General features: G+C 70.3%; 19 protein-coding genes. 12 read left to right on the forward strand and 7 right to left on the reverse strand.

The window, feature by feature from the left end:
* Positions 1-12: 12 nt before the first annotated feature.
* Positions 13-3,513 carry a non-ribosomal peptide synthetase gene (locus AC5Y5V_RS25515; RefSeq protein WP_499940736.1) on the forward strand — a complete coding sequence of 1,167 codons (3,501 nt, stop codon included), beginning with the start codon at positions 13-15 and terminating at the stop codon, positions 3,511-3,513.
* Here AC5Y5V_RS25515 and AC5Y5V_RS25520 read toward each other — a convergent pair whose 3' ends face one another.
* Positions 3,514-4,917 carry a SagB family peptide dehydrogenase gene (locus tag AC5Y5V_RS25520; protein ID WP_499940737.1) on the reverse strand — a complete coding sequence of 468 codons (1,404 nt, stop codon included), beginning with the start codon at positions 4,915-4,917 and terminating at the stop codon, positions 3,514-3,516.
* A gap of 219 nt (positions 4,918-5,136) precedes the next feature.
* On the opposite strand from AC5Y5V_RS25520, the gene AC5Y5V_RS25525 reads away from it, so the two are divergent.
* The gene (locus AC5Y5V_RS25525; RefSeq protein WP_499940738.1) at positions 5,137-5,658 is read left to right on the forward strand and encodes an MTB12 family secreted protein; all 522 of its coding nucleotides are present in this window, start codon (positions 5,137-5,139) and stop codon (positions 5,656-5,658) included.
* Between the two features lie 6 nt (positions 5,659-5,664).
* On the opposite strand, the gene AC5Y5V_RS25530 is transcribed toward AC5Y5V_RS25525, so the two are convergent.
* The 3 genes from AC5Y5V_RS25530 to AC5Y5V_RS25540 all read right to left on the reverse strand — a co-directional run bounded on the left by AC5Y5V_RS25530 (position 5,665) and on the right by AC5Y5V_RS25540 (position 7,539).
* Positions 5,665-6,546 (reverse strand): sigma-70 family RNA polymerase sigma factor, encoded by an 882-nt coding sequence (locus AC5Y5V_RS25530; RefSeq protein WP_499940739.1) that lies wholly within the window; start codon positions 6,544-6,546, stop codon positions 5,665-5,667.
* Positions 6,543-7,151 (reverse strand): carboxymuconolactone decarboxylase family protein, encoded by a 609-nt coding sequence (locus AC5Y5V_RS25535; protein ID WP_499940740.1) that lies wholly within the window; start codon positions 7,149-7,151, stop codon positions 6,543-6,545. Before AC5Y5V_RS25535 ends, AC5Y5V_RS25530 begins: the two co-directional genes overlap by 4 nt.
* A 73-nt stretch (positions 7,152-7,224) precedes the next feature.
* Entirely contained in the window at positions 7,225-7,539 is a 315-nt protein-coding gene (locus AC5Y5V_RS25540) for a type II toxin-antitoxin system VapB family antitoxin (RefSeq protein WP_499940741.1), read from the reverse strand.
* Between the two features lie 209 nt (positions 7,540-7,748).
* Here AC5Y5V_RS25540 and hrcA point away from each other — a divergent pair, with 209 nt between their 5' ends.
* From hrcA to AC5Y5V_RS25560, 4 genes are all read left to right on the forward strand, one after another.
* Positions 7,749-8,780: a heat-inducible transcriptional repressor HrcA gene (gene hrcA / locus AC5Y5V_RS25545; protein WP_499940742.1), complete on the forward strand. Its 1,032-nt coding sequence runs from the start codon at positions 7,749-7,751 to the stop codon at positions 8,778-8,780.
* A gap of 66 nt (positions 8,781-8,846) precedes the next feature.
* Complete coding sequence (gene dnaJ / locus AC5Y5V_RS25550; protein WP_499940743.1) at positions 8,847-9,995, forward strand: molecular chaperone DnaJ; 1,149 nt, start codon at positions 8,847-8,849, stop codon at positions 9,993-9,995.
* Between the two features lie 21 nt (positions 9,996-10,016).
* Positions 10,017-10,775 carry a 16S rRNA (uracil(1498)-N(3))-methyltransferase gene (locus AC5Y5V_RS25555; protein WP_499940744.1) on the forward strand — a complete coding sequence of 253 codons (759 nt, stop codon included), beginning with the start codon at positions 10,017-10,019 and terminating at the stop codon, positions 10,773-10,775.
* Between the two features lie 348 nt (positions 10,776-11,123).
* On the forward strand, positions 11,124-13,478 hold the full coding sequence (locus AC5Y5V_RS25560) for a PE family protein (protein WP_499940745.1): 2,355 nt from the start codon (positions 11,124-11,126) through the stop codon (positions 13,476-13,478).
* 12 nt (positions 13,479-13,490) lie between these two features.
* Here AC5Y5V_RS25560 and AC5Y5V_RS25565 read toward each other — a convergent pair whose 3' ends face one another.
* A complete protein-coding gene (locus AC5Y5V_RS25565; RefSeq protein ID WP_499940746.1) occupies positions 13,491-14,126 on the reverse strand; it encodes a maleylpyruvate isomerase family mycothiol-dependent enzyme in 636 nt (211 codons plus the stop codon).
* Complete coding sequence (locus tag AC5Y5V_RS25570; protein ID WP_499940747.1) at positions 14,119-15,024, reverse strand: alpha/beta hydrolase; 906 nt, start codon at positions 15,022-15,024, stop codon at positions 14,119-14,121. The genes AC5Y5V_RS25565 and AC5Y5V_RS25570 overlap by 8 nt, the downstream gene beginning before the upstream one ends.
* Before the next feature lie 85 nt (positions 15,025-15,109).
* On the opposite strand from AC5Y5V_RS25570, the gene AC5Y5V_RS25575 reads away from it, so the two are divergent.
* The 6 genes from AC5Y5V_RS25575 to era all read left to right on the forward strand — a co-directional run bounded on the left by AC5Y5V_RS25575 (position 15,110) and on the right by era (position 19,941).
* Entirely contained in the window at positions 15,110-15,742 is a 633-nt protein-coding gene (locus AC5Y5V_RS25575) for a TetR/AcrR family transcriptional regulator C-terminal domain-containing protein (protein WP_499940748.1), read from the forward strand.
* A 68-nt stretch (positions 15,743-15,810) separates the two neighbouring features.
* Entirely contained in the window at positions 15,811-16,869 is a 1,059-nt protein-coding gene (locus tag AC5Y5V_RS25580) for a PhoH family protein (protein ID WP_499940749.1), read from the forward strand.
* 28 nt (positions 16,870-16,897) lie between these two features.
* Entirely contained in the window at positions 16,898-17,431 is a 534-nt protein-coding gene (gene ybeY / locus AC5Y5V_RS25585) for an rRNA maturation RNase YbeY (RefSeq protein ID WP_499940750.1), read from the forward strand.
* On the forward strand, positions 17,428-18,720 hold the full coding sequence (locus tag AC5Y5V_RS25590) for a hemolysin family protein (RefSeq protein WP_499940751.1): 1,293 nt from the start codon (positions 17,428-17,430) through the stop codon (positions 18,718-18,720). Before ybeY ends, AC5Y5V_RS25590 begins: the two co-directional genes overlap by 4 nt.
* A complete protein-coding gene (locus AC5Y5V_RS25595) occupies positions 18,713-19,033 on the forward strand; it encodes a cytidine deaminase-like protein (RefSeq protein ID WP_499940752.1) in 321 nt (106 codons plus the stop codon). The genes AC5Y5V_RS25590 and AC5Y5V_RS25595 overlap by 8 nt, the downstream gene beginning before the upstream one ends.
* Positions 19,030-19,941, forward strand: coding sequence for a GTPase Era (era, locus tag AC5Y5V_RS25600; protein WP_499940753.1), 912 nt, complete (start codon positions 19,030-19,032; stop codon positions 19,939-19,941). Before AC5Y5V_RS25595 ends, era begins: the two co-directional genes overlap by 4 nt.
* On the opposite strand, the gene AC5Y5V_RS25605 is transcribed toward era, so the two are convergent.
* Positions 19,938-21,392, reverse strand: a complete 1,455-nt coding sequence (locus tag AC5Y5V_RS25605; protein ID WP_499940754.1) for an amidase — start codon at positions 21,390-21,392, stop codon at positions 19,938-19,940. The two genes, era and AC5Y5V_RS25605, sit on opposite strands and share 4 nt — an antisense overlap.
* Positions 21,393-21,396 lie beyond the last annotated feature (4 nt).

The raw sequence follows: 21,396 nt of genomic DNA on the forward strand, positions 1-21,396 counted from the left end.
GAAGGAACGACAATGGGCCCGTTGCCCGGCGACGGCGATCTGGCGATCAGCAGGGACGAGATCAGGGCAACGGTTGCTGCCCAACTTGGCTGCCCGGCCACCGATTTCGCCGACGACGACGACCTTATCCAGTTAGGCCTGAACTCGATCCGCATGATGTCGCTGGCGGGGGGCTGGCGCAAGCGCGGGGCCAGCATCACGTTCGGCGAACTCGCGGCAAGTCCGACCGTCGAATCCTGGCACGGCCTACTCAGCGCCGGTGAGGTCGGCGGGATGCCGGGCGCGGCGGAGCCCGTCGCCGTGGAGCCGGAGGCCGACGAGGTCCCCTTCCCGTTGGCCACGATGCAGCACGCCTACTGGATAGGCCGCTCCGCCGAACAGGAGCTGGGTGGCGTCGCGGCCCATCTCTATGTCGAATTCGACGGCGGCGAAATAGATCCCGGTCGCCTGGAGGGTGCGGTGTCGGGCCTGGTCGCGGCGCATCCGATGCTGCGGACCCGGTTTCTGCCGGACGGGACGCAGCAGACCATGCCGGCGCCGGGCAGGCCGGTGTTCAGCCTCGTCGACCTGCGCGGGCAGGATCCCGCGGCGACCGAATCGGCGCTGACCGAGCTGCGCGACCGGAAAACGCACCAGTGCTTGGCAATCGAAGACGGTCAGGTCATCGACGTCACGCTGACCCTGCGTGACGACCCACCGGGTGACGCCCGCAGCCGGCTGCACCTGGACATCGACATGCTCGCCGGCGACGCGATGAGCTACCGGGTCCTGGTCTCAGACCTGGTGGAGCTGTATTGCGGGGCGGCGCTGCCGGCACCCGGGTACAGCTACCGGCGCTATCGGACCGAGCGTCACGTCGATAGCGACGCACGGGAGCGCGACCGGGACTGGTGGCGGCAGAGGTTGGCGGATATGCCGGGCGCACCGGAGCTTCCGACGGTGCCGGTGGGCGATCGCGGGACGCCACACCGCACGGTCCGCTACGACCGTTGGCTTCCACCGGCAGCCAAGCAGCGGTTGGTCGCCGGGGCGCATCGGCGCGGGGTCACACCGGCCATGGCGCTGGCGGCGGTCTTCGCCGACACCATCGGCGGCTGGTCCGCGCAAAGCAGCTTCCTGCTCAATGTCCCGTTGTTTCACCGCGAGCCGGTGCATCCGGACATCGATCGTGTCGTCGGCGACTTCACCTCCTCGATCATGCTCGAGGTCGACGTCACCGAGAACGTCTCGGTCACCGACCGAGCGCGTGCGATACAGCGCAACATGTACGAAAGCGGCGCGCACGCCGCCTATTCCGGACTTGAGGTGCTGCGCGACCTGGGCAGACACCGGGGCGAGCCGGTGCTGGCGCCGGTGGTGTTCACCAGCGCCCTGGATCTCGGGGAGCTGTTCGCCGACAACGTCGTCGAGACCTTCGGCGACCCGGTGTGGATCATCTCGCAAGGCCCGCAGGTGTTGCTGGACGCGCAGGTCACCGAGTTGCGAGGCGGCTTGCTGGTCAATTGGGACGTCCGCGAATCCGCGTTCCCGCAGGGCGTGATCGCGGCCATGTTCGACAGGTTCACCGGGGCCGTCGATCGGCTCGCCCAGGGCGATGCGGGCTGGGCGGCCGAGGCGGTGGTGCGGCTGCCCGCCGCGCAGGCGACGGTCCGCGCCGCGACCAACGCCACCGACGGCCCGGTCAGCGGACGATGCCTGCATCAGGGCTTCTTCGAGCACGCGGCAGTCAACCCGGACGCGCCGGCCGTGATATACGACAACGGCGACGCCGAGGTGTGGAGCTACCGGGACCTCGCGCAGCGCGCGCTGGCCGTGGCGGGAGCGTTGCACGCCAACGGCGTTCGCGCCGGCGACGCGGTCGCCGTTCAGCTGCCCAAGGGGCCCGACCAGATCCTGGCAGTGCTCGGGGTGCTCGCCGTCGGCGCCACCTACGTGCCGATCGGGTTCGACCAGCCCGACGGGCGGCGCGCCAAGATCCTGCAGACCGCCGACATCGTGGCGGCTCTGACCGTTGAGGGCGCGGGCATGGGACCCGGCATCACGTGCGTTTCGATCGACGCGGCCCGCGAGTTCTCGGAGCCGTTGCGGCAGCCGGAATTTTCCGAGACCGACGAGATCGCCTACGTGATCTTCACCTCCGGTTCGACCGGCCTGCCCAAGGGTGTCGACGTGCCGCACCGTGCGGCGATGAACACGATCGACGCCGTCAATGACTGGTTCGACGTCGGCAGCGCCGATCGGGTGCTGGCCCTGTCCGCCCTGGAGTTCGACGCCTCGGTGTACGACATCTTCGGCATGTTCTCCGTCGGCGGCTGCCTGGTCGCCGTCGACGCCGCGCAGAAGGCCAATCCCACCACCTGGGTGGAACTGCTTCGGCGCCATCGGGTTTCGATTCTCAACTGCGTCCCGAGCATGCTCGATATGGTGCTGGAACTCGGCGGTGATCGGCTGGGCAACTCGCTGCGGGCGGTCACCCTGGGCGGCGACTGGGTGGGGGCCGACCTGGCCCGCAGGCTGGCCAGGCAGGTGCCGGGCTGCCGATTCTCCGGTCTGGGTGGCGCGACCGAGACGGCGATCCACAACACCATCTGCGAGGTGATCGGCGAGCCGCCGGCGCACTGGGCGACCGTGCCGTTCGGCGTCCCGTTGCGCAACGTGCGGTGCCGGGTAGTTTCCCCGTCGGGCCGCGACTGCCTGGACTGGGTGCCCGGCGAATTCTGGGTCGGCGGCGCGAATGTCGCCGCGGGCTACCGCAACGACCCCGAACGCACCGCGCAGCGCTTCGTCGAGCACGACGGGATCCGTTGGTACCGGACCGGCGACATGGCCCGGTACTGGCCCGACGGGACCATCGAATTCCTCGGCCGCACCGACCACCAGGTGCAGATCCGCGGCTACCGGGTCGAACTGGGTGAGGTGGAGAGCGCGCTGCGCACAGTGCCCGGAGTGCGCCACGCCGTCGCGGCCGTCGTCGGCGATAGCGCGCCCAAGCTGGTGGCCGCCATCGCCGGCGACCCGACCGAGGTCGGCGACGTCACCGCGGCGGTCGCGGACCTGCTGCCCGCCTACATGGTCCCCACCCGCACCGTGTTTTTTCCGCAAATTCCGTTGACCGCCAACGGCAAACTGGACCGGCGCGCGGTGTCCGCGCTGCTGGAGCCGGACGCGGAGGCGCACCGGGATGGCGCCCCGCGCAACGACGTGGAGGCCGCCCTGGTGGACATCGTCACGGAGGTCTTGGGTGTCGACGCGCTCGGCGTGCACGACGATTTCTTCGCGCTGGGTGGCGACTCCGTGCTGGCCACGACAGTCATCGCCCGGGTGCGCGACTGGCTGGACGTCGACCACGCGCTGGTCTCCGATATGTTCGCCACCCGAACCGTGGCCGGCTTCGCGGAGCGCCTGCAAGGCCGGGAGGCCCGGCGCGGCACGCCCGAACGACTGGCCGTCATCGCGCGCCACTACCTCGACATCGCCGCCCTGACCGACGAAGAGGTGCTCGCCGAAGGATGATCAGTGAGCGGGGGAGCCGACGATGATGCTGCCGACGCTGCATTCCTGCCGTTCGTCGACTCCGGCGGCGGCCGCGAACGCGGCGGTGTCGCTGAATCCCTGTGCGCAGGCGCCCAGGCCCATCGCGGTGGCGGCCAGGTAGATGGTCTGCATTAACACGCCGACGTCCTTGAGAATCGTTGCGTAGCCGATCTGTTCGTACGTCCACATGATGCGGCCGCAGCGGGCGGCCATGACGACGAGCGCCTGCGGCTCCGCGCCTCCGGTGAGCGTCGCAGCGGCAGGCTTGATCAGCTGCGACACCGGCCGGGAATCCCCGGCTGCAACTGGCCTCAACGCGTGGTCGAACGAGTCATAGTGGTACATGCCGGGTTCCAGGCCCGCGACGTTGCGCACCACCGGGTAGAGCTCGAGCTCGTAGACACCGCCGCCGGACGGGTAGGGGCGCGACAACAGTTCCTCACCCTCGCCGACCGGCTGGGTCCGACGGGTCCGCGCCGTGCGGTACAGCAACTCGGCGAGCTGTTCGACGGTGATCGGGTGGGCTTCGTCGAACGTCCTGGTGGAAACTCGGTCCTCCAGCACGGCCGTCAGCGTCGGGTCTTCGGCGCGTTTGGCCGCCAAGTCGGGAACGGGCAGGCCGATCGGTTGACCCGGATAGTCCGGCCGCCGCGCGGGTGGTTGCGCAAATCGATGCTTGGCCCACTTGGTGGGACCGAAACGCTCCCATGTGACCGTGCGCTCACCGAGCGTGCTGCGGCGGTGAAACCACAGGTCCGGTGCGCTCCAGCTGCGGCTCTCGAAGCCGTCGAACTCGTCGGGCCAAACCAGCATTCCGCACCAGCGCAGGTCCCCAAGAAACTGTGCCGCGACGGCCGGCGACACTGCGGCGCCGTCCGGCCCGGAACCGTCGAGCAGGACGAGCAGACTTGGGTCGTGGATGCGGACGTCGCACCAAGCCAGCGGATTTTCGAGCACAAAGCCTTCCGAATCCCGGTGGAGGACGGCGAATTTCGACAGATGAACCGGTCCCGCCGCCGATACCGGACGAGCCGGGGGGCGGCCGAAAGGCTGGATCGTGTACTGATCCCGTCCGTCCGGCGAATCACTGCGCACCGTGACCGTGAGCCAGCCACCGGCGGCCAGCCGGTTGATCAGCGTTCGGGTTTCCGCTCCGGGAGACGTGGTGGACGGCGTGGCAAGTTTCGACAGGGTCACCGGGCCCAAATTCAGCGCCTTGAGCGCCTGTCGCTGGGCCGGAGTCAGCCGGGTGAGCTTCTCGCTGCGCGGTGGATTGAGCAGTATGGCGCCCGCGGGCGTGGTCAAGCAGGTGACGCCGGGACGAAATGCAAATCTCGTGTCGTCGGGATAGGTCGCTTGTTCGGGGGAGCTGTCGGCAGACAACCCTCGACCCCTTTCGTCTTTCGAATGCAGAGCGGCTGCCCCACAGGCTAGTCACAGGTCAGGTGGTTCACCCAGGCCCACCTTGACGGTAACGTGATCGGGTTGAGACACAATCGGCGATCGCACAGGGAACACTGACACCGGCTACAACGTGGGAACCGTGACCAGCGCGGAGATAGTCCGCCATGTTGCACGCCTAGCAAAGGGGAGGACCCGACCTTGAAATCCAGCAAATCCACCGTGAAATACGTTGCCACCGGGATAGCGGCCGTGGGCGCGATCGGAGCCGCCGCCATCGGCGTGACGTCCGTCGCGTGCGTTACGGCCAGCCCGAGTCCGGTGCAGTTGGCGGGGTTTGGCGCGCCGCTGCCGCAGGACCCGCCGCCGCCGGGCCAACTGCCAAGCCCTGAGCAGCTGTCCGCGCTGTGCACCCAGGCCACCGATCCCGGTGTGTCCTACACGGCCAAGCAGAATCTGGTCGAAAACGGCATCAGCCCCGGCGAGGGCCACACGGCCGACCACGACCTGCGGAAGGCCTTCCGGGACGGGAAGTTCCCCCAGCAGTACGCCGTGACGAACATCGCCCCGGCCGGTCCGAATGCGGCCCAGGCCGACGTCGCCATCACCGGGCCGAAGCTCGCGGGGCCGGTCGGCAAGCACCTGATGTTCATCGATGTGAACGGCAACTGGGTGCTGCAGCACGACTCGGCGCTTGCCCTGCTGCAGGCGGCAACCAGTTAGCGCCAGCTAGTCCAGGCCGACCCGTGCCAGGCGCGCCGTGTCGGCCAGCACGTCGACTGCGGTGATCCGGCCGTCGCGCACCACGAAGCCCATGACGGCGGTCGCGCGGCCCGCGACGAGGATGACCGCGCCGGCGGTGCCGTTGACGACCACGGGGCGCACCTCGCGGTCCGGTCCGGCGTAACTGCGCGCGAGCCCGGCCACCTCGGCTGCCCCGCTGGCGTGGAAGACGTCGGACCGGGGCCCGAAGTCGCCGCGTAACACCACGTCGGGGTCCAGCACCGCGACCAGCCGGTCGAAGTCGCCGGCGCGACCGGCCGCGAAGAACGCGTCGACGGCCTCGCGCTGGGCCGCGAGGTCGCCGTCGGGAACCGGATCCGCCTGTTGGATCCGGCGGCGGGCGCGGCTGGCCAGCTTGCGGGTGGCCTCGGGCGAGCGGTCGACGATGGGCGCGATCCGGTCGAACGGGACCGCGAAGACGTCGTGCAGGACGAACGCCAGCCGCTCGGTCGGCGACAGCGTGTCCAGGACCACGAACAGCGCCATACCGACCGCGTCCGCGAGCATCGCGCGGTGCTCGGGGTTGAACTCGCCCTCGACGTCGACGATCGGGTCCGGCAGGCGCGCGAGGAGCTGTTCCGGGCTGCGGGTGCGACGCTCGCGCAGCGTGTTCAGGCAGATCCGGGCGACGACCGTGGTCAGCCAGGCGTCCAGGTTGTCGATCCCGTCGGGCTCGCCGCCCGGGCCGGTGCTGCGGGTCAGCCGCAGCCATGCCTCCTGCACCGCGTCCTCGGCGTCGTCGATCGAGCCCAGCATCCGGTAGGCGACGGCGCCCAGCTGCGGCCTCAGCGCCTCGAAACGCGCCGTCAGGGTGCCGTCGGGAGTCATGCGCCGCCCCGGCGGTCGGGCAGCGCGCACACCCGGCCGTCGGAGAAGCCGGACGACCCGATGCCCAGCGCCACGTTGAAGCGGCCGCGCAGGTTGCCCAGCGTGATGACGTGGGTGAGCCCGACGAGCGCGGGGGTGTCGAAGTGCCGGCGCAGCGCGTCGAACAGCTCGTCGCCGACCTCGACCGGTGTCCGGCTGAGCGCGGTGGCGTAGTCGAGGATCAGTTTGTCCACCGCGGAGAAGCATTGGGCGTCGCGATAGTCGGACAGGGCCAGCAGCTCCGCGTCGTTGATGCCCCAGGTGCGGGCGATCTGCGACCCGAGGTCGATGCAGTATTCGCAGCGCACGGTCGTCGCCGCCTTCAGCTCGGCCAGCGCGCGGTGCCGCGGAGTCAGCACCTTCAGTTTCGACTCGGCCTGTTCCAGCCGCCCGTAGGCGCTGAGTAACTGCGGGATGTGGGCGTACATCCGCAGCGGCTCGAGCATTTCGGCAGCGTCCAGGGATTTGAGTCCGGCCATTTTCGCCAGTTTGCGCCTGGTGAAGAAGAACGCGATCTTGGCGCTCAGGCCGGCGTCGCGGTCCGAGACCGGGGCTAGTCGGGGCATGGTGTCCTCCGGGATGTCGGGATGCTTATCTAGTCGACACCCCGCGGCACCCAAACGTGACCGGCCCGGGAATTTACGTCTGCTCGCCCAGCGGAATGTCCATGTCGAACACCCGCGCATGCAGCACGGTGCGGTTCCGCAACGCGGAGCGCACCGCACGATGCAGCCCGTCCTCGAGATAGGTGATGCCGCGCCAGCGCACGGCGTGCGGGAACAGGTCGCCGTAGAACGTGGAGTCCTCGGAGAGCAACCGGTCCAGCGCGAGCACCGTCGTCGTGGTGACCAACTCGTCCAGTCGGATCTGCTGCGGCGGAATGCGCGCCCAGTCCCGGTAGGACAGTCCATGCTCGGGGTAAGGCTTTCCGTCCCGCACGCCCTTGAAGATCATTCGCGACCCGTTTCCGGCGCGTCGCTGCAGCCCGAAATCATGCTGGACAGGCTAGCCGCAAAGCCACCACCCCCGCGAGCAGACGCAAAATCCCCTGAAATGCCGGTCTAATGGGGGCCTGTGCGTCTGCTCGCGCTCTGATGGTGAGGTCGTGTCCCTGCGAGACCGTAAAATGGTCCGGTCTGGGCCCGTGCCGGGGAGGTGTGTCGATGGGAAGCGCCGACGAGCGCCGCTTTGAGGTGCTGCGCGCCATCGTCGCCGACTTCGTCGCCACCAAGGAACCGATCGGGTCGAAGTCGCTGGTAGAGAAGCACAACCTGGGCGTATCCAGCGCCACCATCCGCAACGACATGGCCGTACTCGAGGCCGAGGGCTACATCACCCAGCCGCACACCAGCTCGGGGCGGGTGCCCACCGAGAAGGGCTACCGCGAGTTCGTCGACCGCCTCGACGACGTCAAGCCGCTGTCGTCGGCCGAGCGTCGCGCGATCCAGGGCTTTCTAGAGTCCGGCGTCGACCTCGACGACGTGCTGCGCCGCGCGGTCCGGCTGTTGGCGCAGCTGACCCGCCAGGTGGCCGTCGTCCAGTACCCGACGCTGTCGACGTCCACGGTGCGCCGCCTGGAAGTGATCGCGCTGACGCCCGCGCGGCTGCTGATGGTGGTCATCACCGAGTCGGGCCGGGTGGATCAGCGCATCGTCGAACTCGGCGACGTCATCGACGACCACCAGCTTTCCCAGCTGCGCGAGATGCTCGGCCAGGCGTTGGAAGGCAAGAAGCTCTCGGCGGCGTCGGTCGCCGTCGCGGACCTCGCGGGGCAGCTCCGGGGCGCGGGCGGGCTGGGTGACGCCGTCGGCCGCTCGGCGACGGTGTTGCTGGAATCGCTGGTCGAGCACACCGAGGAGCGCCTGCTGATGGGCGGCACCGCGAACCTCACCCACAACGCCGCCGACTTCGGCGGCTCCCTGCGGTCCATCCTTGAGGCGCTCGAGGAACAGGTGGTGGTGCTGCGGCTGCTGGCGGCTCAACAGGAGGCCGGCAAGGTGACAGTCCGCATCGGTCACGAGACGGCCGTCGAGCAGATGGCGGGCACCTCGATGGTGTCCACGGCGTACGGGACGCTGGATACGGTTTACGGCGGCATGGGCGTGCTGGGGCCCACGCGGATGGACTATCCGGGAACTATCGCCAGCGTCGCCGCGGTTGCTCTCTATATTGGCGAAGTTCTGGGTGCCCGATGACCGCGCACCTGCTACAGATTTTGTGGACGGCCGCGTAAGCGCGGCACAGGCATAGGAGAAACAGGCGTGGCACGCGATTACTACGGGCTGCTCGGCGTGAGCAGGAGCGCCAGCGATGCCGACATCAAGCGCGCCTATCGCAAGCTGGCGCGCGAACTGCATCCCGACATCAACCCGGACGAGGCCGCCCAGGCCAAGTTCAAGGAGATCAGCGTCGCCTACGAGGTGCTGAGCGACCCGGAGAAGCGCCGGGTCGTCGACCTGGGCGGGGATCCGCTGGAGAGCGCCGGCGCGTCGGCCGGCGGGTTCGGCGGGTTCGGCGGCCTGGGCGACGTCTTCGAGGCGTTCTTCGGCGGCGGGTTCGGCGGGGGTTCGGCGTCGCGGGGTCCGATCGGCCGGGTCCGGCCGGGTTCGGACTCGCTGCTGCGGATGCGGCTGGATCTCGAGGAATGCGCGACCGGCGTCACCAAGCAGGTCACCGTGGACACCGCGGTGCTGTGTGACCGGTGTCAGGGCAAGGGCACCAACGGCGACTCCGCACCGATACCGTGCGACACCTGCGGTGGCCGCGGTGAGGTGCAGACCGTGCAGCGCTCGCTGCTCGGCCAGGTCATGACGTCGCGACCGTGCCCCACCTGCCGCGGTGTCGGCGTCGTGATCCCCGACCCGTGCCACCAGTGCGTCGGCGACGGCCGGGTGCGGGCCCGCCGGGAGATCAGCGTCAAGATCCCGGCCGGGGTGGGCGACGGCATGCGGGTCCGGCTGGCCGCGCAGGGCGAGGTCGGCCCCGGCGGAGGGCCGGCCGGCGACCTGTACGTCGAGGTCCACGAGCAGGCCCACGACATCTTTGTCCGCGACGGCGACGACCTGCACTGCACGGTTTCGGTACCGATGGTCGATGCGGCGCTGGGCGTCACGGTCACCGTCGACGCGATCCTGGACGGCATGAGCGAGATCACCATTCCGCCTGGCACGCAGCCGGGTTCGGTCATCACGCTGCGCGGCCACGGGATGCCGCTGCTGCGTTCCAGCACCCGGGGCGACCTGCACGTCCACGTCGAGGTAGTGGTGCCCACCCGGCTGGATCACCACGACTCGGACCTGCTGCGCCAGCTGAAGGACCGCCGCAGCCGCGACGTGGCCGAGGTGCGGTCCACCCACGGCGGCGGCGGCGGATTGTTCAGCCGGCTGCGCGAGACCTTCACCGGCCGCTAGCGCCGGCTTGCGGGGCCGCACATGGTCGCGACGCTTTTTTATGTCGACGCGCTGCCCGAGACCGGGGGGCTCGCCGTCGTCGCCGGTGACGAAGGGTTTCACGCCGCGACCGTGCGCAGGATCCGGCCCGGCGAGGAAGTGGTGCTTGGCGACGGTGCCGGCGACCTGGCGCGCTGCAGGGTGGAGCGGGCCGGGCGCGACGGGTTGGCGGCCCGGGTGCTGGAGCGCTGGAACGTCCCGCCGGTGCGGCCGTCGGTCACGGTGGTGCAGGCCCTGCCCAAGTCCGAGCGTTCGGAGCTGGCGATCGAATTGGCCACCGAGGCCGGCGCCGACGCATTCCTGGCCTGGCAGGCGGCCCGCTGTGTCGCGACCTGGGAGGGTGCCCGCGTCGACAAGGGGCTGCGTCGCTGGCGCGCGGTCGCCCGCTCCGCGGCCCGCCAGTCCCGTCGCGCGCACATCCCGCCCGTCGACGGCGTGCTGTCAACCGCGGAGCTGACGCGGCGCATTCGCGACGAGGTGGCCGGCGGCGCGGCGGTGCTGGCCCTGCACGAGTCGGCGACCGACCGGCTGGCGGATGTGGCCGTGGGCCAAGCCGGTTCGCTGATGCTGCTGGTCGGCCCCGAAGGCGGTCTCGCGCCCGAGGAGGTCGCCGCGCTCACCGACGCGGGCGCCGTCGCGGTGCGCCTGGGCCCGACCGTGTTGCGCACCTCGACGGCGGCCGCGGTGGCGTTGGGGGCGCTGGGTGTGCTGACCCGGCGCTGGGATGGTTCGGACGGGTAGTCACCGACCGCCGGCCAGAGCAACCAGATCGGTGCGTGTCGGTCGTGGTGAGTTGTATCGTCAGCCAAACACGTTTGCACGCAACGGTCTACCGGTCTCCACAGCCTGTGGAAATTTCACCGTCTGACCTGGCGAGCGTAAAGCCCAGCTACACAGCGTTTTACGTCATAGACGCAACCGACTCCGTGCGTGTCCCGTAACGGTGGCTGCACCAATGTGGCCGCCTCCCTTGGGGATAACTCGTGGCCGGTGCAAACGCCTTGATGCAGAAAAGGATCAACTTTAGGTCTCGGCCGCCGTAAAGTCCGGCAACGACACGCCTACAGTTCTGCTTCGCGGAGGTAACCAATGTCGATGGTGGTCGCAGTACCAGAATTCGTCGAGGACGCAGCCGCGAACCTGGCCGGCATCGGGTCCACGCTCGCCGAGGCCAATGCCGCCGCCAGCGCTTCCATTACCGGCGTGGTCGCCGCGGCCAAGGACGAGGTTTCCGTCGCGTTAGCGGCCCTGTTCGGTAACCACGGGCAGGCCTATCAAGCGCTGAGCGCCCAGGCGGCGGCATTCCACGATCAGTTCGTGCAGACCCTCAGCGCGGGTGCGTCCGCCTACGCGAGTGCCGAAACTGCCAATGTCTCGCTAGCGCAGCAAGTGCTGGGCGTGATCAATGCGCCCACCGAGGCGCTGTTCGGACGTCCGTTGATCGGCGACGGTGCCAACGCATCAGCCGGCAGCGGCGCCGCGGGCGGGGCGGGCGGAATCCTTTACGGCAACGGTGGAAGCGGGGGCTCCGGCTCCGCTGGGCAGACGGGTGGGGCGGGCGGCGCGGCGGGACTGATCGGCAACGGCGGCCTCGGCGGCACCGGCGGGGTCGGTGCCGCGGGCGGGGCCGGCGGGCGCGCAGGCCTGCTCTGGGGCGTAGGCGGCACCGGCGGGCTGGGCGGAGCGGGCGTAATCGATCCTCTCACAGGCCTTTTCGGTTCCGGCGGTGTCGGCGGGGCCGGCGGCGCCGGCGGCGGCTTGCTGGGTGCCGGTGGGCTGGGCGGGGCAGGCGGCACCGGTGCGGCGGGCGGGGTCGGCGGAGCCGCAGGTTTGTTCGGCACCGGCGGCACCGGCGGCGCCGGCGGCTTCGGTGCCCTCGGCGGCGACGGCGGTAGTGGCGGAACGTTTTTCGGCAGCGGTGGTGACGGAGGGCAGGGGGGTGCCGCGGTATCCGGCATCAGTGGTGGCGCGGCGGGACAGGGCGGAAATGGCGGCGCCGCAAACTGGTTCGGCTCGGGCGGCGACGGCGGCCGGGGTGGCAACGGACTGGGGGGAGCTGACGGCGTCGACCCGACCCCGACGGGGACGGCGATCACCGGGCCGCCTGGAACGTCGAATCAGGCCTCGGGCAATGCCAGCGGCAACACGGGCCTCATCGGGGTGGACGGTAAGGCCGGCCAAAACGGCGGCGTCGGCGGCATCGGCGGCTCGGCGGTGTCGGCCGGCGGCACAGCCACCGGTGGCGCGGGCGGCCACGGAGGTGCGGCCGGCAGCGGCGCCAACGGCGGCGGCGGTGGCAGTGGCGGGTCCGCCGTCGTCACCGCCAACGGAAATGCCGTCGGAGGTGCGGGCGGGACGGGATCTGACGGAGGTGCCCTGGGCGGCGCGGGCGGTGACGGAGGCCAAGGCGGCGCTGCATCGCAGACCAACACGTCGATCGCCTTCACCGGGAACGTGCAGGGCGGTGCCGGCGGACATGGCGGTACGGGCAATACGGGCGCCAATGGCAGCGCGGGCGGCGCGGGGGGAGTCGGAGGCAACGGCGGCCACGGTGGTCTCCTCATCGGTGACGGCGGCGCGGGCGGTGCCGGCGGTGCCGGCGGCGCCGGCGGAGCGGGAGTGATCGGTGGTGCCGGTGGTGCCGGTGGTGCTGGCGGGCAGGCGATCGCCAACTTCGGGCAGGGCGGAACGGGTGGTGCCGCGGGCGGTGGCGGAGCCGGCGGTGCCGGTGGTGCCGGCGGTAGCGGTGGTGTCGGTGGTTTCGGCGGCAGTGCCGGGTTGCTCTTCGGAAACGGCGGCGCTGGGGGTGCAGGCGGCATCGGTGGCGCCGGTGGTGCCGGCGGTTCGGGCGGTGTGGCGGGTGCCGGCGGTGTGGGCGGCATGGCCACCTATTTCGGCGGGCTTGGTGGGCTCGGCGGTTATGGCGGTGATGCGGGCAACGGTGGTCTTGGCGGGGTGGGCGGCGCCGCCGGCGCGGGCGGAGACGGTGGTCTAGGCGGTCACGGCGGCGCGGGCGCGATGCTTGTGGGGAATGGCGGCGCCGGCGGTCTTGGCGGAGCCGGCGGTGTCGGAGGCGTTGGTGGTGACGGCGGACTCGGCGGGTTCGGCGGAATCGGCGGCAGCGGCGGAGTCGCGTCGGGTCAGATCACGACCGGCTACGGCGGCAATGGTGGCAACGGAGGCGACGGCGGCCTGGGTGGAACGGGTGGCGACGGAGGCGCCGGCGCGGGCGGCGGTGCCGGGGGATCAGCGGGGTTGCTGGGCTCTGCGGGTGCGACGGGCGGCAGCCCAGCGGCCGCGACAGGCGGAGAAGGCGGCGACGGCGGTGCGCCCGGTGCCGGTGGCCGCTATGGCTCGGGCGCCAGATTCGATCCAAATCATCCGAACAGGAGCGGCATCTCCGGCGCCGCCGGCGGACACGGCGCGGCCGGACAGTCCGGCTGAGCCGATAGTCCGCTAAGCCGCTGAGATGCGCGCCCGCAGGTTACCCACGCCCTCGCCGCTGAGCCGATCCAGCGCCCACGGCCGTCCGGCCAGCACCGACGCCAGGTGCGCGGCCCGGCCGGACACCAACCGCGGGCCGGAGCCGTGGGACCACTCCACATCGGTGGCGTTCAGGTTCAGCCCGCGCGCCGTTGCGGCCGCCGCTACGAACGGATTCGGCACCCGCACCTGGGTGTTCAGCACCGCGGTCAGCGCGTCGGCGCCGACGGCGGGCGGGCGGTCCAGCGCGAAGGCAATGTCGAGTTCATGCACGACGTGATCGCCCAGCAGCAGTCGGCGGGGAAACACTCGGCCGACGCCGCGCGGCCGCGCCGCCAGCGCGGCGAACTCGTCGATCAACTCCGCCGGGCCATGGCGGCGGGCGACGTCGGCGGCCAGGGCGGTGTTGGCGCGGTCGAACGAGCCGCGATGACGGACTATGCCGATCGCCAGCGCGGCGGGCGACGCCCGATAGCCCAGGACCAGGTGGGCGAGCACCTCATGGTTGCTCCACTCGGTGCACAGGCTTTGCCGCGACCAGTCGGCGCCGGACAGCTCGCGTGCGAATGCGACGAAACGGATATCGTTGTCGTGCAGCAGGTTACGCATCTTGCGTGGTCCTGACGCGAAGGTGCTCCCGCAGGAAGTCGGTCTGGTCGGCGAGCAGGTCCGCGACCAGCGGCGGGTGGTAGATCTCGAAGTGGTCGCCGTCGTAGTGGCGGGCGACCCCGCGGGGCGCGCGCCGGGCGACCTCCTCCGCGTGCCGGGGATCCATCAGCGTTTCGCGCCGTGACACGCACACCAGCAGGGGTGCCGCGATCCGGCGTGCAACGCGTTTGGCGCTGGTGAAGGCGATGGCGGCGACACCCGCCGCGGCGATCCGGTTGTCGAACGACCCGCCCGGGTCGACGGTGGAATTCCAGCCCTCCCGGGCGCCGGCCACGGTGACGGCGGCCAGGCTGCCCGGCGGCCCGACGATCGGGATGTACCGCCGTGAGCGCCCGAGGGTGGCTCGCACGCCGTCCTCGAGGATCGCCGGCCCGACCCGCAGCGTCGACCGCAGGCCCACCCGGCGCAGCGTCGCCGGGCCGTCGACGATCGGGCACTGCACCACCACCGCGGCGAGATCGGGCCGTCGGGCGGCCACCAGCAGGGCGTGCATGGCGCCGAGGCTGGTGCCCCACAGGGCGACGCGGCCGGGGTCGACGCCCGGCAGTTCGCGGACGAAGTCCAGCGCCGCAACGATGTCCTGACGATGCCGCCGCAGGCTGAGCCGCTGTCGCGGCTCGCCGTCCGAGCCGCCCAGATGCCGGTAGTCGAAGGCCAGCGTCGCGATGCCCGACGCCGCGAAGTGCTGCTCGTAGCGCGCCAGCGACATGGTGTGGTTGGCGCCCAGCCCGTGGGCGAGCACGACCACCGGGTGCGGGCCGGGCGTCGGCGGTCGGGTCAGCCATGAGGCGCAACGGGTGCCGCGCGAGCGGAATGTGGTGCTGATGGTGTCGGCCATGAAATCCCTCCAAACGGGTATACGTACGATGTACGTGTTGTATCTTACGTACGATGTACGTGTCAACCGAGTCCAGAGGAGCGCCGTGCGGGCACGCTTCACGATTTCCGACATCGCCGCGACCGCGCTGCAGATCGTCGACCGCGACGGTCTGAGCGGGCTGAGCATGCGCTCGCTGGCCGGGGCGCTGGGCACCGGTCCGATGACGCTGTACAACTACGTCAAGGACCGTGGCGAACTGGAGGAACTCGTCGCCGACGCCGTCATCGCCGACGTCAAAGTGCCTGAGCCGACGGACGATTGGCGCGACGAGGTGCACGCGATCGCAACGGCGATGTGGGAGACGATGCGCCGGCACCCCAACGCCGTGCCGCTGGTGCTGACCCGTCGTACCGTGTCGGCATCGAGCTATCCGGCCGCAGACCGGCTGATCGCGGCGCTAAAGCGGGCCGGGCTCGCCGACCTGGATCTGCTGGCCGCGTTCCGGGCGGTGCTCGCCCTCGTGACGGGTAGCGCGCAGGTAGAACTGGCCCGCGACGAGCGGGGGCAGATCGCCGTCGCGGCCCGGATCGGGGGACTGGCCGGCGCCGAGCATCCGCACATTGCCGCGCTGGCCCAGACCAGTCAGCGATCCACCGCCGCGGGCGACTTTCAGCGTGGGCTGCACCTGCTGCTCGCGGGAATCGAATCGTTGGGGCGCCGTCCTGACCGGCGGTAGACTGGCGGCTCATAGAGTCCCGGGTCAGAAACTCCAGAAAGCAGGCACCCGAACGTCTTGGTAACCACGTGACGCCCCGCGAGACCAGCGCACCTGACGCGGCCGGACCCCGGCGGGCCGACGCTCAAGTACGCAGCAGCATCGATGTTCCGCCCGACCTCGTCGTGGGCCTACTCGGTTCGGCCGACGAGAACCTGCGCGCTCTGGAGCGCACGCTGACCGCCAAGCTGCACGTGCGCGGCAACACCGTCACCCTGTCCGGCGAGGCCGCCGACGTCGCAGTCGCCGAGCGGGCGGTCACCGAGTTGGTCGCCATCGTCGCCGCCGGTCAGCCGCTGACCCCGGAGGTGGTGCGCCACAGCGTCGCCATGCTGGTCGGCACCGGCAACGAGTCGCCCGCCGAGGTCCTGACGCTGGACATCCTGTCGCGCCGCGGCAAGACGATCCGGCCCAAGACGCTCAACCAGAAGCGTTACGTCGACGCCATCGACGTCAACACCATCGTCTTCGGCGTCGGCCCGGCCGGCACCGGCAAGACGTATCTGGCGATGGCCAAGGCCGTCAGCGCGCTGCAGACCAAGCAGGTGACCCGCATCATCCTGACCCGACCGGCGGTGGAAGCCGGTGAGCGCCTTGGCTTTCTGCCGGGCACACTGAGCGAGAAGATCGACCCGTACCTGCGCCCGCTGTATGACGCGCTGTACGACATGATGGACCCCGAGCTGATCCCAAAGCTCATGTCCGCCGGGGTGATTGAGGTCGCGCCGCTGGCATATATGCGGGGTCGCAGCCTTAACTCGGCCTTCATCGTCCTTGACGAGGCGCAGAACACCACTGCCGAGCAGATGAAGATGTTCCTCACCCGTCTTGGCTTCGGGTCGAAGATGGTCGTCACCGGTGACCTGACCCAGGTCGACCTGCCGGGCGGCGCCCGGTCCGGTCTGCGTTCGGCGATCGAGATCCTGGACAACGTCGACGACATCCATGTCGCCGAGCTGACCAGCACGGACGTGGTGCGCCACCGGCTGGTCTCGGAGATCGTGGACGCCTACGCGAAATTCGAGGACCCCGGCTCGGGCGTGAATCGGGCGGCTCGACGCGCGTCGGGCGGTCGCGGTCGCCGATAATGGGCAATCTTATGAGCATCGACATCTTATGAGCATCGAAGTGTCCAATGAGTCGGGCATCGACGTCTCCGAGGCGGAGCTGGTCAGCGTCGCGCGGTTCGTCATCACCAAGATGGACGTCAACCCCGCCGCCGAGCTGTCCATGCTGCTGCTGGACACCGCGGCGATGGCCGACCTGCACATGCGCTGGATGGACCTGCCCGGGCCGACGGACGTGATGAGCTTTCCGATGGACGAGCTGGAGCCCGGTGGGCGTCCCGACGCGCCGGAGCCGGGTCCGGCCATGCTCGGCGACATCGTGCTCTGCCCGGAGTTCGCCGCGGAACAGGCGCTCGCGGCGGGGCACAGCCTCGGCCACGAGTTGGCGCTGCTGACGATCCACGGCGTGCTGCACCTGCTCGGCTACGACCACGGCGAGCGGGACGAGGAGAAGGAGATGTTCGCCCTGCAGGACCGGCTGCTCGAGGAGTGGGTAGCCGCCCAGGTCGAGGCGTACGAGCAGGACCGTCAGGAAGAGCGGGATCGCCGGTTGCTGGACAAGTCAAGGTTTTTCGACAGTTGAGCGGTCTGTACCAGCTGCTCGGCGCGATCGCGTTGATCTGTGTGAGCGGACTTTTCGCGGCGATCGATGCCGCCATGAGCACCGTTTCGCTGGCCCGGGTGCAGGAGTTGGTGCGCGACAAGCGGCCCGGTGCCGTGGCGCTGGCCAAGGTGATGGCCGACCGGCCGCGCTACATCAACCTGGTGGTGCTGCTGCGGATCACCTGCGAAATCAACGCGACCGTGCTACTGGTGGTGTTTCTCTACGACAACTTCGGCCTGGGCTGGGGATTGTTCGGCGCCGCGGCCACCATGGTGATAGTGAGCTTCGTGGTCATCGGAGTGGGGCCGCGCACTTTCGGCCGGCAGAACGCGTACTCCATCTCGTTGGCCACCGCCCTTCCGCTGCAGGCGCTTTCGTGGCTGCTGATGCCGATCACGCGCCTGCTGGTAGTGGTGGGCAACGCGCTCACCCCCGGTCCTGGGCTGCGCAACGGTCCGTTCGCGTCGGAGATCGAGCTGCGCGAGGTAGTCGACCTGGCCCAGCAGCGCGGCGTGGTCGCGGCCGACGAGCGCCGGATGATCGAGTCGGTCTTCGAACTCGGCGACACCCCCGCCCGCGAGGTGATGGTGCCGCGCACCGAGATGATCTGGATTGAAAGCGACAAGCCGGTCGGCGAAGCGACCTCGCTGGCGGTGCGCAGCGGGCACTCGCGCATCCCGGTGATCGGTGAGAACGTCGACGACATCGTCGGCGTCGTCTACCTTAAAGACCTTGTTCAGCAGATGTTTTCGGCCGACGACGGTGGCGGGGACACCACGGTGGCGCAGGTGATGCGCCCGGCGGTGTTCGTGCCGGACTCCAAGCCGCTGGACGCGCTGCTGCGGGAGATGCAGCGCGACCGCAACCACATGGCGCTGCTGGTCGACGAATACGGCGCGATCGCGGGTCTGGTGAGTATCGAGGACGTGCTGGAGGAGATCGTCGGCGAGATCGCCGACGAGTACGACGAGGCCGAGACCGCCCCGGTGGAGGAATTGGGCGACAACCGGTTCCGGGTTTCGGCGCGGCTATCGATCGAAGACGTCGGCGACCTGTACGGCATGGAATTCGACGAGGACCTCGACGTCGACACTGTCGGTGGCCTGCTCGCCCTGGAACTGGGCCGCGTCCCGCTGCCCGGCGCCGAAGTGGTCTCCCACGGCCTGCGACTGCACGCCGAGGGCGGCCCCGACCACCGGGGGCGGATACGCGTCGGCACCGTCCTGGTGAGCCCGGTCGAAACCGAGGGGAGCGAAGACGATGGTTGAGCCGCTGGATGCGCGGGACGCCGAACTGGTGGCGCTGGCGCGGTCGGCGATGGCGCGCGCCGAGGCCGACGGCGGCGCCGCGGTGCGCGACGGCGACGGCCACACGTATGCCGCCGCGCCGGTGAACCTGTCGGCGCTGCGGTTGACGGGGCTGCAGGCCGCGGTGGCCGCGGCCGCGTCCAACGGAGCCAGAAGTCTGCGCGCCGTGGTGCTGGTCGGCGGGTCGGCGGACGATCCCGGCATCGCCGCGGTCCGTGAGCTGTCGCCGACGGCGGCAGTGATCATCACCGACCCGGCCGGTAATCCGTTGTGACGGGCGCGGGCGAATTCCGTTCCGGCTTCGTGTGTTTGGTCGGCCGGCCGAACACCGGCAAGTCGACGCTGACCAACGCGCTGGTCGGCACCAAGGTGGCGATCACGTCGAAACGGCCGCAGACCACCCGTCACACCATCCGTGGAATCGTGCACCGCGGCGGGGCCTTCCAGATCATTCTCGTCGACACGCCCGGCCTGCACCGGCCGCGCACCCTGTTGGGCAAGCGGCTCAACGACCTGGTCCGCGACACCTACTCCGAGGTCGACGTGATCGGGCTGTGCATCCCGGCTGATGAAGCGATCGGTCCCGGCGACCGGTGGATCGTCGACCAGATCCGGTCGACGGCGCCGAAGACGACCCTGGTCGCGATCGTCACCAAGATCGACAAGGTGCCCAGGGACAAGGTGGCCGCGCAACTGGTCGCGGTCAGCGAACTGGTTGGCGACGGCGCGGAGATCGTGCCGGTGTCGGCGGCGACCGGCGCGCAGGTCGACGTGCTCGTTGACGTGCTGGCCGCGGCGTTGCCCGTCGGCCCGGCCTACTACCCCGACGGGGAGCTGACGGACGAACCGGAGGAGGTGCTGATGGCCGAGTTCATCCGGGAGGCCGCCTTGGAGGGCGTGCGCGACGAGCTGCCGCACTCGTTGGCGGTGGTGATCGACGAGATCAGCCCGCGCGAGGGCCGCGACGACCTGACCGACGTCCACGCCGTGCTCTTCGTCGAGCGGGACAGCCAGAAGGGCATCATCATCGGCAAGGGTGGCGCCCGGCTGCGTGAGGTGGGTACCGCGGCGCGGGGTCAGATCGAGAAGCTGCTGGGCACCAAGATCTATCTCGACCTGCGGGTGAAGGTCGCCAAGAACTGGCAACAGGACCCCAAACAGCTTGGCCGGCTGGGCTTTTAGCCGGTCCACCACACCTTCGGTTGCTTGGTGGCCCACCCGCAGACGGCCTCCAGCTCGGCGGCCAGCGAGATGAGCAGGCCCTCGCTGTTGGCGGGGCCCATCAGCTGAACGCCGATCGGCAGCCCGTCGGACGTGAACCCGGCGGGCACGTTGATCGACGGCCAGCCCAGCACGTTCCACGGCCAGGCGACCGGGCAGGCGGCGATGATGGCGCGGTCGGTGGCCGTCGGGCCCAGCTTGTCGAAGGAGCGGGCCAGCGGCGGCGGCAGCGCGGTCGTCGGTGCCAGCACCACGTCGACGATGTTGAAGATCGAGCCGACGCGGCGCTGGTCAGCGACCTCGTTGCGGCGCGCGCTGCGCAGGATCGCCTCGCCCAGCACCCGGCCGGTGCGGAAATTGGCCAGGGTGCGGCGGTCCCAGTTGACCTCGTCGCCCAGCCGTTCCTCCCACTGCACCAGGCCCGCGGTGGACCGGGCGAGAAAGTCCCACGACAACCGCAGGCCGTAGTCCGGGTTGCCCGACACCACGTTGTGGCCGAGCATCTCGAGCTGCTTGCCCACCCGCTGCGTCGCGGCCAGGATCTCCGGATGCAGCCTGGCGCGAAAAGCCGTGTACGGGAACCGGGTTGACAGGGCGATGTTCAGTGGTCCGGGTGCGCTGCCGACGTAGTCGGACGCGGTGAGCGGCGGCGGTTTGTGCCGATCGCCCTCGACGTTGCCGGAGGCGGCGTCGAGCACCAGGGCCGCGTCGGCCACCGTGCGGGCCAGCACGCCGTTGACCGTGATGCCGTTGAAGGCCTCCGGCAGGGGCCAGGTCGAGATGCGGCCGCGTTGCGGCTTGATGCCCACCAGGTGCGTCCACGCGGCGGGGATGCGGACGCTGCCCGCGCCGTCGGAGCCGATGGCGGCGGTGACTAGGCCCGCGGCCACCGCGGCCGCGCTGCCGCCCGACGATCCGCCCGGCGTGTGCCGGCGCGACCACGGGTTGCGGGTGTGGCCGAACCCGGGGCCGCTGGTGAACGGCCACTGGCCCAGTTCGCACGTGTTCGTCTTGCCGACGATCACCGCGCCGGCGGCCTTCAGCCGGCGGACCACCTCCGCGTCCTGGGTCGCCGGCCGGACGAACCCGTCGGTGCCGAAGGCGGTGGGGACGCCAGCAACGTCGACGTCGTCCTTGACCGCGATCGGGATGCCCAGCAGCGGCGCGGTGCCGCCCGCGGCCCGGCGCCGGTCGGCCTGCGCCGCGTCGGCCAGCGCGGACTCGGTCAGGACCACGCGGAACGCGTTCAGTGTGGGCTGGCTCACTTCGATCGCGTCCAGCGCGCGTTGCACCAATTCCCGGGAGGTGACCGAGCCGGTGGCCAACTGGTAGAGCAGGTCAGTCAGGGTGGGCAGGCGCTGGTAGCCGGATCCGGAACCGGACCCGAAACCGGACTCAGAAGCGCCAATCACGGGG

Source organism: Mycobacterium sp. NGS68, from assembly GCF_059812195.1.